Raw genomic sequence first — 14461 nt, 5'->3', positions numbered from 1 at the left:
CTTATTTGCCCATCAGGCGCAGCACTTCGGAACGGCTGCTCGGTTCGTCGCGGAACACGCCCATCATGCGGCTGGTGGTCATCACCACGCCGGGGGTCATCACACCGCGCGCCGACATGCAGGCGTGCGTGGCTTCGATCACCACGGCGACGCCGACCGGATCAAGATGGGTCTGGATGCAATCGGCGACTTCGGCGGTGAGGCGTTCCTGCACCTGCAGGCGGCGGGCATAGCCGTGCAGCACGCGCGCCAGCTTGGAAATGCCGACGACGCGGCTGCGCGGCAGATAGGCGATGTGGCCCTTGCCGATGATCGGGGCCATGTGATGTTCGCAGTGGGACTGGAACGGGATGTCGCGCAGGATCACGATCTCGTCATAGCCGCCGACTTCGGCGAAGGTGCGGGACAGATGCTGGCCGGGATCTTCGGCATAGCCCTTGGTATATTCGCGCCAGGCCTTGGCGACACGCTTGGGCGTATCGAGCAGGCCTTCGCGGGTGGGATCATCGCCAGTCCAGCGGATCAGCGTGCGCACCGCCTCTTCGGCTTCGGCCTGCGGGATGGTGACGAAATCGGCCGGAGCCGGTGCGTCCATCGGGGCATCATCGTCATAAATGGCGGAGGTCATGGGGAAAACTCCAGCTTGAGGCATCAGCCTGGCCCGCTGCGGCGGGACTTTAGACAGGGAGCGCGCGGCCTAGGCGCATCTGGCCCTGGCCACAATCGCGCCATTGTCGCAGCCGCGCCACGGCGCCCAGTCGGCGCCGCAGCCCACAATGCCAAGTGACGAAGCGGTTAGCCGGCAGCGCGGGCGCGGCTGGCGCGCTTGCGTTCGTGCGGATCGAGGTGGATCTTGCGCAGGCGGATGTGGTTGGGCGTCACCTCCACCAGCTCATCCTCGTCGATATAGGCGATGGCCTGTTCCAGCGTCAGCTTCTTGGGCGGGCTGAGCTGGATGGCGTCATCCTTGCCGCTGGCGCGGAAGTTGGTCAGCTGCTTGGATTTCAGCGGGTTGACCTCCAGGTCTTCCTCGCGGGCGTTCTCGCCGATGATCATGCCCTGATAGACGGCCTCGCCCGGCGCGATCATGAGCGTGCCGCGCGGCTGCAGATAGCCCAGCGCATAGGCCACGGCCTCGCCATTGTCGGTGGAGATGAGCACGCCGTTCAGCCGGCCGGAGATCGGGCCCTTGTAGGGGCCATATTTCTCGAACAGCCGGTTCATGATGCCGGTGCCGCGCGTGTCGGACAGGAATTCGCCGTGATAGCCGATGAGGCCGCGCGACGGGGCGGAGAAGGTGAGGCGGGTCTTGCCGCCGCCCGAGGGGCGCATGTCGGTCATCTCGGCCTTGCGCTGGGCCATCTTCTCGACGACCGTGCCGCTGAACTGCTCGTCCACATCGATGACGACGGTTTCATAGGGCTCGGTGCGGTTGCCGGCTTCATCCTTGTCGAAGATCACGCGCGGGCGGCTGATCGACAGTTCAAAGCCTTCGCGGCGCATGGTTTCGATCAGCACGCCCAGCTGCAGTTCGCCGCGCCCGGCGACTTCGAACGCGTCCTTCGACGGCAGTTCGGTGATCCGGATGGCAACATTGCCTTCGGCTTCGCGGGCCAGCCGGTCAGCAATCATGCGGCTGGTGACCTTGCTGCCATCCTTGCCGGCATAGGGGCTGTCATTGACGCTGAAGGTCATCGACAGGGTGGGCGGATCGATCGGCTGGGCGGCCAGCGCTTCGGTCACGCTCTGCTCGGCGATGGTGTCGGCCACGGTGGCCTTGGTCAGGCCGGCGAGCGCGATGATGTCACCGGCCTTGGCTTCGTCCACCGGCACCCGCTCAAGGCCACGGAAGGCGAAGATCTTGGAGGCGCGGCCGACTTCGGCCACCGTGTTGTCCGGGTTCAGCGCGTGGATCTGGCTGTTGACCTTCAGCGTGCCCGACATGACCCGGCCAGTGAGGATGCGGCCAAGGAAATTGTCGCGATCGAGCAGGGAGACCAGCATGCGGAACGGCGCATCGGGATCACCCGACGGCGACGGCACATGGCCGACGATCTTTTCGAACAGCGGGGTGAGATCGCCGGAGCGCACATCATCGGTTGGGCCGGCATAGCCGCCACGGCCGGAGGCATAGAGCACCGGGAAATCCAGCTGGTCATCATTGGCATCAAGGGTAACGAACAGATCGAACACTTCGTCGAGCACTTCCGACGCACGGGCATCGGGCCGATCAATCTTGTTGACGACGACAATCGGCCGCAGGCCGAGCGCCAGCGCCTTGCCGCAGACGAACTTGGTCTGCGGCATCGGGCCTTCGGCGGCATCGACCAGCAGAATCACGCCATCGACCATCGACAGGATGCGTTCCACCTCGCCGCCGAAATCGGCGTGGCCGGGCGTGTCGACGATGTTGATGCGGGTGCCGTTCCATTCGATGCTGGTGCATTTGGCCAGGATGGTGATCCCGCGTTCCTTTTCCAGATCGTTGGAATCCATGGCCCTTTCGGCGACGCGCTGGTTGTCGCGGAAGGTGCCGGACTGGCGGAACAGCTGGTCGACCAGCGTGGTCTTGCCATGGTCGACGTGCGCGATGATCGCGATGTTGCGGGTGGTCATGATGTGGAATGTTCCGGACAGCGGGTGGGGGCATCACCGGCACCACGCCGGCAGAATCGGCTGCGCCCATAGGGCAAGGCCGGGAATTGGGCAAGATTCGTTGCTGCGACGCAAAATTCCGGTTGCCCGAATCAAGACAATGGCCTGATTGACTCGCCAGCGAATCATGCGAGAGCTTCCCCGTCCCAGGGGAGGGTCGCCCAGTGGAACAGGATGATGCGGAAGGGACACCTTCACCGCTCAAGACAATTGTGTCCGGGCCGGGCGGGCCGGCCATGACGACGGGCGCCGTTCTTGCCGAGGCCCGTGCCGCCCTGGGGCGCGAGCTGGTGGATATTGCCCGCGAAACCCGGGTGCCGCTGCGCCACCTGATGGCGATCGAGGCCGATGATCATGCCGCGCTGCCGGCGCTGCCCTATGCGCTGGGTTTCGTGAAAAATTATGCCCGCGCCATCGGCCTGGATGCCGAGGCGGTGGCGGCCCAGTTCCGGGCAGAAACCAGCCTGATGCCGCATGTGCCGAGCGTGCCGGAATCGCCCCCGGTGGATGAGGCGCGGTTGCCGTCGCGCGGCCTGGCCTGGGGCAGCCTGGGCCTGCTGGCGGCCGTGGTGATTGGCCTGGGCCTGTATGGTGCCGGGGTGTTTGATGCGCCGCCGCCACCGCCGACGCCGGTGGCCAGCCCCGACAATGTCGCGCCTGCGCCATTTGCGCCTGCGCCGGTTGCCGCTGCGCCGTCCTATGGCGGTGCAGTGCATATGGCCGAACCTCTGGCGGATCCGGCTGCCACACCTGCCGCAGCACCGGCCATTCCCACGGCCGGGCCGGTGGTGTTGCTGGCGCGTGAGGATGTGTGGCTGAAGATTTATGACCGCACCACCCGCCGCCGCGCCTTCATGGGCGTGCTGGCCGCCGGGGAGCGTTATGCGGTGCCGGCCGGTTCGGACCTGGTGCTGCGTGCCGGCAAGGCCGGGGTGATCGAGGTGAGCGTTGCTGGCGTGAAGCTGCCGCCGCTGGGCGGGCCGGTGCAGACGATTGATGGCGTGGTGCTGACGGCGGCGGCGCTGGCGGCGCGCTTTGATCCCGCAGCGCCGCTGCCGCCGCCGGTGGTGCGCCCGCGGCGTGCGCCTGTTCAGGTGCCGGCAATGCCCGCGGCGGCAAATCAGGCGCCAGCCGCCGCCAATCCGGCCGCGGTGTCGCCGCAACCCGCCAATCCCGGAGCCTGAACCCCGTGCGTTTCGTTTTGCCTGCCCTGATGATCCTGGCCGTGCCTGTTCCGCTGGCGGCGCAGGCGGTGGATGTCGGCAAGCTGGACAAGCGGGTCGGCAAGCTGGAGTCCGAGATGCGCGCCGTGCAGCGCAAGGTGTTTCCGGGCGACGACAATCGCTTTTTCGCGCCGGAAACCCCCACTGAAGCACCGCCGCCGGCTCCGGCCCCCGAAGCCGCACCGGCCACCAGCCCGATTGTTGACCTGACTGCGCGGGTGGAGGGGCTGGAATCGAGCCTGAAGGGCCTGACTGGCCAGATCGAAGCCATCGAATACAAGCTGCGGGCGCTGGAAGACGCGCAGCGCCGCATGAAGGGCGATGTCGAATTTCGCCTGAACGCGTTGGAAAAGCCGCCGGAACCGGCCGCCGATGCCGCCGCGCCTGCGCCGGCTGCGGGTGCTGCTGCCTCCGGGCCGGTTGCCGCCGTCGCCGCACCGGGCAAGCCGGCCGCTGCCTCCGCTACCCCGGCCAAGCCGGCGGCTGCGCCGAAAACCGCCGATGCGGCCTGGGCTGGCGCCTATCCCAAGGTGACGGCCAAGGACTGGCCGGGCGTTGAAGCCGCCATGACCCAGTTCATCGCCGATTGGCCGAAATCGCCGCGTGTCGCGCAGGCCAAATATTGGCTGGGCCGCAGCTTTGCTGCCCGCAATCAGCAGCCGCAGGCGGCCAAGGCGTTCCTGGATGTGTATCAGACGGCGCCGCGATCGGCCCCGGCGCCGGATGCGCTGATCGGGCTGGCTGGCGCATTGAATGCCATGGCCAAGCCCAAGGATGCCTGCCAGGTGCTCGGCGAGTTGGACAGCGTGTATGGCGCCAAGCTGACCGACACGCAGAAGGCCGATGCCGGCCGCCAGCGCACCAAGGCCAAGTGCCCGGCCTGACGCCAGCGCCCGCATTCACGCTGCCCGATGCCGCCGCGCTGACCGCGCACGCGCTGGGCCGGCCGGTGCGGCCCGATGAACGTCTGGCCATCGCGGTTTCCGGCGGGCCCGACAGCCTGGCGCTGCTCACGCTGGCCGCCGCCGCCTTTCCTGGCCGCATCACGGCGTTGACGGTGGATCATGGCCTGCGCGCTGCCGCGGCCGCTGAAGCCGCCGGGGTGGCGGCGCAATGCGCGGCGCGCGGCCTGCCCCAGGTGATCCTGCACCGCGACGGCCCACCGATCCGCGCCAATGTGCAGGCCGCCGCCCGCGCCGCCCGCTATGCCCTGATGGCCGATTGGTGCCGCGCCCATGGCCATGGCCTGCTGCTGACCGCGCATCACGCCGATGATCAGGCCGAAACCCTGTTGATGCGGTTGAACCGCTCCAGCGGCGGCGATGGCCTGGCCGGCATCCGGGCGCGGCGCGATCTGGGCGGCGTGCTGCTGGTGCGGCCGCTGTTGGCGCTGCGCCGTGCCGAACTGGGTGCGATCACGGCGGCGGCCGGCTGGCAGAGCGTGGATGATCCGGCCAACCATGATCCGCGCCATGATCGCACGGCGGTGCGGGCGCTGCTGGCGGCCACGCCGGCGCTGGATGCGGCGGCGCTGGCGGCGGCAGCAGCGCATCTGGCGGCCGAGGCCGAGGCGCTGGCCTGGGCCGCCGATCTGGCCTGGCGCAGCCGGGTGGAGGCGGCGGGGCCGGCGCTGATCCTTGATGTGGCGGGCCTGCCGGCCGCGCTGGTGCAGCGGTTGCTGGCGCGGGCGGTGTCGCAGAGCGGCGGAGCCCCGGCGCGGGGCAGCGCGGTGGCGCGGCTGGCGGCGCGACTCGGGGCCGGGCAGGCCGGCACGCTGGCGGGGGTGCGCTGCCGCGTGTTGCCCGGGCAGGGCGTGCGCTGGCAGGTGATTGCGGCCCCGGCGCATCGGGTGCCCCAAAAAAAGCCATGAACACGCCGATAATGGCGATGTGAGGCGGGGCAGAACAGCACAGGCCAATTGCAACATGGCCAATCCGCCCTATTTTGGTGACAGGCGCCGGTTCTGTGCATGGCCGGCGCGCGTAACACAGGAACTTGCCCATGTCTGAAGGCCCCAACAAGCGACCGCCCAGCCCCTGGCTGCGCAATCTGGGCTTGTGGCTGGTTATCCTCATCGGTCTCGCCGTGGCAGTGAACCTGATGCAGGGTTCGGGCAGCAGCAGCAGCGCGGGCACCATCGCCTATTCGGATTTCCTCGCCCGCGTTGATGATGGCGCGGTGAAATCGGTGGAAATCAAGGGCGACGAGATTGTTGGCAAGACCAGCAGCGACGAGGAGTTCAAGACCTACAACCCCGGTGACAATGTGCTGATCGAGCGGCTGCGCCAGAAGGGCGTGCGCTTTGACGCCAAGCCGGAGGAAAGCCGCTCGCTGCTGGCACAGTTGTTCTTCAACATGCTGCCGTTCATCCTGATGATCGGCATCTGGATTTTCGTGATGCGCCAGATGCAGAATGGCGCCGGCCGCGGCGCCATGGGCTTTGGCAAGAGCCGGGCCAAGATGCTGGTGCAGAAGGAAGGCCGGCTGACGTTTGACGATGTTGCCGGCATCGACGAGGCGCGCGAGGAGCTGCAGGAGATTGTCGATTTCCTGAAGGACCCGAGCCGGTTCAGCCGGCTGGGCGGCAAGATCCCGAAGGGTGCCCTGCTGGTTGGCCCGCCGGGCACCGGCAAGACGCTGCTCGCCCGCGCCATTGCCGGCGAAGCCAATGTGCCGTTCTTCTCCATTTCCGGTTCGGATTTCGTCGAGATGTTCGTGGGTGTGGGTGCATCGCGCGTGCGCGACATGTTTGAACAGGGCAAGAAGAGCGCGCCGTGCATCATCTTCATCGATGAAATCGACGCGGTTGGCCGCAGCCGTGGCGCTGGGCTGGGCGGCGGCAATGACGAGCGCGAGCAGACGTTGAACCAGTTGCTGGTGGAGATGGACGGTTTCGATGCCAATGAAGGCATCATCATCATCGCCGCCACCAACCGGCCCGATGTGCTGGATCCCGCCCTGCTGCGCCCCGGCCGTTTTGACCGGCAGGTGGTAGTGGGCCGTCCCGATATCGAAGGCCGCGAGAAGATTCTTTCGGTGCACATGAAGAAGGTGCCGCTGGCCCCCGATGTGAACGCCCGCACCATTGCGCGCGGCACGCCGGGCTTTGCCGGGGCCGATCTGGCCAATCTGGTGAACGAGGCGGCGCTGCTGGCGGCGCGGCGCGGCAAGCGGCTGGTGTCGATGCGCGAATTTGAAGACGCCAAGGACAAGGTGCTGATGGGCGTCGAGCGCAAGACGATGGCGATGACCGAGGACGAGAAGAAGATGACCGCCTATCACGAGGCCGGCCATGCGCTCGTCTCGCTGCACGAGCCGGCGTCGGACCCGATCCACAAGGCCACGATCATCCCGCGCGGCCGCGCGCTGGGCATGGTGATGCGCCTGCCGGAGCGTGACCAGTACAGCTATCACCGTGACAAGATGTATGCGAACCTGGCGGTGGCCATGGGCGGCCGTGTCGCCGAGGAAGTGATCTTCGGTTATGACAAGGTCAGCTCCGGCGCTTCGTCGGACATCAGCTATGCCACCGATCTCGCCCGTTCGATGGCGACGCAGTGGGGCATGTCGGACAAGCTGGGCCCGCTGAAATATGTGGAGAACCAGGAAGAGGTGTTCCTGGGCCACAGCGTGACGCGGGCGCAGAACATGTCGGAAGAAACCGCCCGGCTGATCGACAGCGAGGTGCGCACCATCGTCAATGCCGGTTATGACCGCGCCAAGCAGGTGCTGAACGATCATATCGACCAGCTGCATGCCATTGCTGGCGCCCTGCTGGAATATGAGACGCTGACCGGCGACGAGATCAAGACGGTGATGGAAGGCGGCACCATCGATCGCGGCAGTGCGACCACCACGGCGGTGGCGCGCCCGTCGGCTTCGGGGGCGGCGATTCCGAAGGCCGGCCGGCGTGGCACGGGCCAAGGGTCTGGCATTGGTGAGGCGCCGGCTGGCGCGTGAAGTGGCTGGCGGTTGCGTTGGCGCTGGCGGCTGCACCGGTGGCGGCCGCTTCCCCACCGATGATTGGCTGGTTTGAAATTCCGGTGACCGATCTGGCCCGCGCCAGCCGTTTCTATGCGGCGGTGCTGGGCCGGCGGCTGACCAACGACACGGTGGATGGCTATGCCATGGCCATGTTTGACGGCCCGGATGGGCCGGAAGGCGCGCTGGTCAAGGGCGATGTCTATGTGCCGGGCAAGGCCGGGCCCATCCTCTATTTCCGGGTGGAGGATGTGGATGCGGTGCTGGCCCGCGCCGTCGCGGCGGGCGGGCGCGTGCTGTATCCGAAAAAGGATATTGGCCCGGCCGGCTGGGTGGGCGAGTTCGAGGACAGCGAGGGCAACCGCATTGCCCTCATCCAGCCGAAAGGCTGATCCCGGTTGCGGCGGCGAGATCGGCCAGCGCCTGGGCCTCGCCGGTCACCTTGATGGCATGCATGCCCAGTGCGGCAGCCGGTTTGCAGTTGATGCCCAGATCATCGAGATAGACGCAATCCGCCGGTGACACGCCGAGCGCCTCGCACATCATCAGGTAGATGCGCGGATCGGGCTTGCGCACGCCGGCCTTGCTGCTTTCGATGACATGATCGAACAGGGCGAGAATGTCCTTCACGCTGCGGCCCCAGCCGATATCTTCCTCGCTCGCGACATTGTTGGTGATGCAGCCCACCTTGAACTCCGCCTTGCAGGCCTTGAGCGCGGCCACCATGCCGGGGCGGACATCGCCGGCCAGCAGCGGCAGCACGTGGCTGCCCGGCACATCATGGCCCAGCGCCTGCGCCTCGGCGCGGAAGCGGCTGTCGAACGCTGCGGTGTCGATCTCGTTCCTTTCCAGCAGGGCCCAGGCGTTGTGATCCGGATTGGTGGCGTTGACTGTGCGGATGAAGCCGGCCGGCAGGCCGTTGGCCGCCTCATAACGGGCAAAGGCCTCGAACGGGGAGGAGGTGATCACCCCGCCGAAATCGAAAATCACCGCCTTGACCATCTGCGCGTCTCCCTTGGCCTTGCTGTGCCCCAGCCGCCACCGGCGTGACAGCTGGGGATAGCGAGAGGCGGCCCCCTCCGCCCTGCGGGCACCTCCCCCAGTGGGGGAGGATTTTTCTTAACGCGCGAAGTAGAAGTCGTAGGCCGGGTTGGTCAGGAAGGGTTCCAGCTTGTCGGCCAGCACCAGGGTGCGGAACAGCTCGGCGGCTTCGGTATATTTGCCGGCGCTGAAGAAATTGTCCCCCACCTGGGCCTTGTAGACGCCCAGCTGCTCTTCGGTGACGCGGGTGATGAGCGCGGCATCGACGACTTCGCCCGTCTCCAGCGTGGCGCCGGCCTGTTTCCATTGCCACAGCTGGGTGCGGCTGATTTCGGCGGTGGCGGCATCCTCCATCAGATTGTGCAGCGGCACCGCCCCCTGGCCGCGCAGCCAGGCAGCGATATAGCCGATGCCGACATTGATGTTGTTGGTGAGGCCAGCCAGCGTGCGGGTGCCTTCGGGCGGGGTGACCAGATCGTCAAAGGTCGCTTCGCCGGGCGGGATGACGTGCAGCTGGTTGGGGGTGGGCATCAGCCGGTCAAACACCTCGCGCGCCACGCTGACGAGGCCGGGGTGGGCGACCCAGGTGCCGTCGTGACCGAGCGTTGCCTCCCGCTCCTTGTCGGCGCGCACGGCGGCGAAGGCGGCCTGGTTGGCGGCTTCATCGTCCTTCACCGGGATGAAGGCGCTCATGCCGCCCATGGCATGGGCCCCGCGCCGGTGGCAGACGCGCACCACGTGGGCGGCATAGGCGGCCATGAACGGGACTTTCATGGTCACCTGCGCCCGGTCGGGCAGCAGCTTGGAACCATCCTTCTGGAAGGTCTTGATATAGCTGAAGATATAATCCCAGCGGCCGCAGTTCAGCGCGGTGATGTGATCGCGCAGTTCATAGAGGATTTCCTCGGCCATGAAGGCGCCGGGCAGGGTTTCGATCAGCACGGTGGCGCGGATGGTGCCCAGCGGCAGATTGAGCATCGACTGGGCGGTGATGAAGATATTGTTCCACAGCCGGGCTTCCAGCGCATGTTCCAGCTTGGGCAGATAGAAATAGGGGCCGCTGCCCTTGGCCAGCAAGGCCTTGGCATTGTGGAAGAAATAGAGGCCGAAATCGAAGATGGACCCCGAGACGCGCTCGCCATCCACGATCATGTGCGCTTCATCGAGATGCCAGCCGCGCGGGCGGCAGATGAGGACGGCGGTCTTGTCGTTGAGCTTGTAGCTCTTGCCCTTGTCTTCGAGGGAAATCGTGCCGGCCACCGCATCGCGCAGGTTGATCTGGCCCTGCACCATCACGTCCCAGGTGGGGGCGGAGGCGTCTTCGAGGCAGGCCATGAAGCAGAAGGCGCCACTGTTGAGCGCATTGATGACCATCTTGCGGTCGCACGGCCCGGTGATTTCGACGCGGCGATCGGCCAGATCGGCCGGGGCGGGGCGCACCTGCCAGCTGCGGTCATCACGGATGGACGAATATTCGGGGGCAAAGCCGATGAAGCCTTCCGCGTTGATCCAGGCCTGGCGCTGATCACGGGCGCGCAGCAGGGCGAGGCGCGTCGGATTGTACATGCGGTGCAGCTGGGCGACGAAGGCCAGCGCATCCGGCGTGAGGATCGTGTCGTAACCGGGCTGCAGGGCGCCCTTGATCTCGACTCCGGCAAGTTCCGGGTGACTCTGGGCGGGGTTGCTGGTCATGACAGGCCTTTCAGGTCAGGATGTTGAAACAGGAACGAAATCGAGAGGGACAGATGGCCGGGGCCAACCGCCGTGAGGCATTGGGATTGGGTGGCAGCCTGGGGCTTGCACTGGCAGCGGCTCCGGCGGCGGCCAGCGGGCCGGATGATGCCGCCGCAGCCGAAGCGGCTTTGCGCGCCTTCCTGCGCAGCTTCGCCAATTGTGACTTGCCCGCCATGGAAGCGGCCTTTGCGCCAGACGCGACCAGCTTTGATGCCTTGACCGCCAGCGCTGGCGCGTCCTTGCCGACCATAGCCAGCATGAAGCGCGCCCCGGGCATGCCGGCCCTGATGCGCCGCATTGCCCAGACCTTGCCCAAGGAGCGGCCGGGCCCGCCCTATCACCGGCCCGATCTGATCCAGGATCTGCTGGTGCAGCTGGTGGGCGATGTGGCGATCTGCAGCTTCCATTTCGACAACCCGGACCGGCTGGGCCGCCGCACCATCGTGCTGGTGCGCCGAGAGGGCGTGTGGCGCATCCTGCACCTGCACGCATCCAATCTCCAGTTGTAGCGGCGGCCTATTCATCGGTGAAACGGAACGGGGTGAGGCCCCGCTGGCGTTCGTCGAAGGCCAGGTGGGCATTGGCGGGCGGCAGGCCGCGCTGGCGGCAGGTGGCGCGGTGGCAGGCGGGGCAGCCGGGGCCGATGGCGGCGGCCGGGCCGTTCAGATCGATGCCGGCGCTCCACGACAGAGCAGGGGCATGGGCGATGTCGCAGCCGATGCCGATGGCAAAGCTGGGCCGGTCGCTGCCCCAGGGCATGGCGGCGGTGCGCACGGTGCGGGCGAGCGTGAGGAAGCGCTGGCCGTCCTCCAGCTCAACCAGCTGGCGGCGGATTTCGCCCGGCCGGTCAAAGGCGTGATAGACATGCCAGAGCGCGCAACCGCCAGCGAGCGGCAGGGGTGAAGGGCCGGGCGCGAAGCGTTTCGAGATGGTGCCGGCGCGATCGACCCGCAGGAAGAAGAAGGGCACGCCGCGCGCGCCGGGGCGGTGCAGGGTGGTGAGCCGATGCGCCACCTGTTCGAGGCCGCGGCCAAAGCGGGCCTGCAGCAGCTCCACATCATAACCCGTCGCCTCGCAGGCGCTGAGGAAGCGGGCATAGGGCATCAGCGTGGCGGCGGCGGCATATTTGCCCAGCGCCACGGTGGCGGCGCGGCTGGCCAGTGGATCGCTGATGCCGGCGGCGGCGATGGCGGCGGCAATTTCGGCCTTCAGCTCGATCAGCACCAGCTGCACGGCAGCGGCAAAGCCGCGGCTGGCGGCATCCAGCGATTCGGACAATTGCAGCTGGCGGGCGTGGAGATCCAATCGGCGCAAATGGCTGGGCAGCACCTCCAGCGGCAGGGCGCGCACGGTGATGGCATGGCGCGCGCGCAGCCGTTCGATCACGGCGGCATTGAGATCGGCGCCAGACAGCCGAAGCTCGTCGGCCAGTCGCTCGCAGGCTTCATCAAGGCCATGGAAATAATTGCCGGCGGCATCCAGCATGGCGGCGACGGCGGCGAGCGGCCCCGGCGGCGGCGGTTCCGGCGCGACGGCCGGCGTGGCGGCGGCGAGTCGCAGCAGGGCATGGGCGATGGCCGGCGAACGGGCAGCGAGATCACGCAATTCGGATTTCGGCACATCAATGCCGATCAGGCGCGGATCGGTGAAGAGTTTTGACAAATCATCGACAAGACCGCCGTCGTCCCCGCCGGTGAGGCTGCGGATATCGAGATCATAATGTTCGGCCAGCTTGAGCAGGAAGCTGGCCGACAGCGGCCGCTGATCCCGCTCGATCAGATTGAGATAGCTGACAGAAACACCGAGATCGCCGGCCATGCGGGTTTGGGTGAGGCCGCGTTGGTTGCGCAGGCGGCGGATGCGCGCGCCGGCAAAGATCTTGCGCCCGCCGCCCAGGTTATCGGGCAGCGCCACAGCGGACGAGGCGGCTTGGTCTGTCAAAAGATTTACAACTTCACAGGCTCTCGCGGCGAAAACGGCACATTTACACACGATTCTTTGACAGAATCTGTTGACCGGGCCCTAGCGCAGGCGCAGGGCGTTGACAAGTTTTACTGCAGGTTCGCGCTGCAACAGACGTGAGAGGAGCCCCGCCATGAGCTATCAGAGCGAAGTCAACGCCGCCGCCACCGCCATCACCGGCAAGGCCGGCTGGGAATCGATCAGCGCCGAAAGCGTGGCGCGCATGCGCCTGCAGAACCGGTTCAAGACCGGCCTGGACATCGCCAAATACACCGCCGCGATCATGCGCCGCGACATGGCCGCCTATGATGCCGATCCGGCCAAATACACCCAGTCGCTCGGCTGCTGGCATGGCTTCATCGGCCAGCAGAAGCTGATTTCGATCAAGAAGCATTTCGGTTCAACCGAGCGTCGCTACCTCTATCTGTCGGGCTGGATGGTCGCGGCGCTGCGCAGCGAGTTCGGCCCGCTGCCCGACCAGTCGATGCACGAGAAGACCAGCGTGCCGGCCCTGATCGAGGAGCTGTACACCTTCCTGCGCCAGGCCGATGCCCGCGAGCTGGGCGGCCTGTTCCGCGAACTGGATGCCGCCCGCACCGCCGGCGACAATGTGAAGGCCCAGGCCGTGCAGAACCAGATCGACAATTTCCAGACCCATGTCGTGCCGATCATCGCCGACATCGATGCCGGCTTCGGCAATGCCGAGGCGACCTATCTGCTCGCCAAGAAGATGATCGAGGCTGGTGCCTGCGCCCTGCAGATCGAGAACCAGGTGTCGGACGAGAAGCAGTGCGGCCACCAGGACGGCAAGGTGACGGTGCCGCACGAGGACTTCCTGGCGAAGATCCGCGCCATCCGTTACGCCTTCCTGGAGCTGGGCGTGGAGGACGGCATCATCGTTGCCCGCTCCGACAGCCTGGGTGCCGGCCTGACCAAGCAGATCGCCTATAGCCGCGAGCCGGGCGACATTGGCGACCAGTACAACTCCTATCTGGATTGCGACGAGATCGACGTGTCCCAGGTGGGCAATGGCGATGTGGTGATTTCGCGCAACGGCAAGCTGCTGCGGCCGAAGCGGCTGCCGTCCAACCTGTTCCAGTTCCGCGCGGGTTCGGGTGAAGACCGCTGCGTGCTGGATTGCATCAATTCCTTGCAGAACGGCGCCGATCTGTTGTGGATCGAAACGGAAAAGCCCCACATCGGCCAGATCGCCGGCATGGTGGACCGCATCCGCGAGGTGGTGCCGCACGCCAAGCTGGTCTATAACAATTCGCCCAGCTTCAACTGGACGCTGAACTTCCGCCAGCAGGTTTATGATGCCTGGGCCAAGGATGGCCGCGACGTGACCGCCTATGACCGCGCCAAGCTGATGAGCGTGGATTATGACGGCAGCGAACTGGCCGCCGAAGCCGATGAGCGCATCCGCACCTTCCAGCGCGATGCCGCCGCCCGCGCCGGCATCTTCCACCACCTGATCACCCTGCCGACCTATCACACCGCGGCCCTGTCCACCGACAATCTGGCCAAGGAATATTTCGGCGATGCCGGCATGCTGGGTTATGTGAAGAATGTGCAGCGCGCCGAAATCCGCCAGGGCATTGCCTGCGTGAAGCATCAGAACATGTCGGGTTCCGACATTGGCGATGATCACAAGGAATATTTCGCTGGCGAGGCGGCGCTGAAGGCTGGCGGCGTGCACAACACGATGAATCAGTTCGCCGCGTAGCGCGGCGAGCAAATAGCGGCGCTATTTGCCGACTCGCGCAAGCGCGGACGGCGAGCGAAAAAGGCGGCCCCCACAGGCCGCCTTTTTTGACTCGTCCGACCCCGGATCAAGCAACCGTGGAGGCTTTGAGTGTTGCGTT

Annotated in this window: 12 protein-coding genes; 7 read left to right on the top strand and 5 right to left on the bottom strand. The window is 66.5% G+C overall.

Annotated features, from left to right (window positions below; genetic code table 11):
* Nucleotide 1: 1 nt before the first annotated feature.
* Together folE and typA are read right to left on the bottom strand one after the other, a co-directional pair.
* Nucleotides 2-595: a GTP cyclohydrolase I FolE gene (folE, locus tag CHU93_RS07960; protein WP_094473606.1), complete on the bottom strand. Its 594-nt coding sequence runs from the start codon at nt 593-595 to the stop codon at nt 2-4.
* Nucleotides 596-795: 200 nt separating this feature from the next.
* Entirely contained in the window at nt 796-2616 is a 1821-nt protein-coding gene (typA, locus tag CHU93_RS07955) for a translational GTPase TypA (RefSeq protein ID WP_094473562.1), read from the bottom strand.
* Between the two features lie 275 nt (nt 2617-2891).
* Between typA and CHU93_RS07950 the strand changes: the two genes are divergently transcribed.
* The 5 genes from CHU93_RS07950 to CHU93_RS07935 all read left to right on the top strand — a co-directional run bounded on the left by CHU93_RS07950 (nt 2892) and on the right by CHU93_RS07935 (nt 8251).
* Nucleotides 2892-3839, top strand: a complete 948-nt coding sequence (locus tag CHU93_RS07950) for a helix-turn-helix domain-containing protein (RefSeq protein ID WP_094473561.1) — start codon at nt 2892-2894, stop codon at nt 3837-3839.
* A gap of 29 nt (nt 3840-3868) precedes the next feature.
* Complete coding sequence (locus CHU93_RS17540; RefSeq protein WP_165768662.1) at nt 3869-4762, top strand: tol-pal system YbgF family protein; 894 nt, start codon at nt 3869-3871, stop codon at nt 4760-4762.
* A complete protein-coding gene (tilS, locus tag CHU93_RS07945) occupies nt 4750-5748 on the top strand; it encodes a tRNA lysidine(34) synthetase TilS (protein ID WP_165768661.1) in 999 nt (332 codons plus the stop codon). Before CHU93_RS17540 ends, tilS begins: the two co-directional genes overlap by 13 nt.
* Before the next feature lie 131 nt (nt 5749-5879).
* Nucleotides 5880-7838 (top strand): ATP-dependent zinc metalloprotease FtsH, encoded by a 1959-nt coding sequence (gene ftsH, locus CHU93_RS07940; RefSeq protein WP_094473559.1) that lies wholly within the window; start codon nt 5880-5882, stop codon nt 7836-7838.
* Nucleotides 7835-8251, top strand: coding sequence for a VOC family protein (locus CHU93_RS07935; protein ID WP_207759253.1), 417 nt, complete (start codon nt 7835-7837; stop codon nt 8249-8251). The genes ftsH and CHU93_RS07935 overlap by 4 nt, the downstream gene beginning before the upstream one ends.
* Here the strand turns inward: CHU93_RS07935 and CHU93_RS07930 are convergent.
* Nucleotides 8232-8861 carry an HAD-IA family hydrolase gene (locus tag CHU93_RS07930; protein ID WP_094473558.1) on the bottom strand — a complete coding sequence of 210 codons (630 nt, stop codon included), beginning with the start codon at nt 8859-8861 and terminating at the stop codon, nt 8232-8234. The two genes, CHU93_RS07935 and CHU93_RS07930, sit on opposite strands and share 20 nt — an antisense overlap.
* 117 nt (nt 8862-8978) lie before the next feature.
* Nucleotides 8979-10592, bottom strand: a complete 1614-nt coding sequence (gene aceB, locus CHU93_RS07925; RefSeq protein ID WP_094473557.1) for a malate synthase A — start codon at nt 10590-10592, stop codon at nt 8979-8981.
* Between the two features lie 53 nt (nt 10593-10645).
* On the opposite strand from aceB, the gene CHU93_RS07920 reads away from it, so the two are divergent.
* Nucleotides 10646-11143 carry a nuclear transport factor 2 family protein gene (locus CHU93_RS07920; RefSeq protein WP_165768660.1) on the top strand — a complete coding sequence of 166 codons (498 nt, stop codon included), beginning with the start codon at nt 10646-10648 and terminating at the stop codon, nt 11141-11143.
* 7 nt (nt 11144-11150) lie between these two features.
* Here the strand turns inward: CHU93_RS07920 and CHU93_RS07915 are convergent, their stop codons facing one another.
* Nucleotides 11151-12548 (bottom strand): helix-turn-helix domain-containing protein, encoded by a 1398-nt coding sequence (locus CHU93_RS07915; RefSeq protein WP_243375416.1) that lies wholly within the window; start codon nt 12546-12548, stop codon nt 11151-11153.
* A gap of 181 nt (nt 12549-12729) precedes the next feature.
* Here CHU93_RS07915 and CHU93_RS07910 point away from each other — a divergent pair, with 181 nt between their 5' ends.
* Nucleotides 12730-14322: an isocitrate lyase gene (locus CHU93_RS07910; RefSeq protein WP_094473555.1), complete on the top strand. Its 1593-nt coding sequence runs from the start codon at nt 12730-12732 to the stop codon at nt 14320-14322.
* Nucleotides 14323-14461 lie beyond the last annotated feature (139 nt).

Origin of the sequence: Sandarakinorhabdus cyanobacteriorum (assembly GCF_002251755.1) — a bacterium.
Classification (GTDB): Bacteria; Pseudomonadota; Alphaproteobacteria; order Sphingomonadales; family Sphingomonadaceae; genus Sandarakinorhabdus; species Sandarakinorhabdus cyanobacteriorum.
This window is presented reverse-complemented; position numbering and strand designations above follow the sequence as displayed.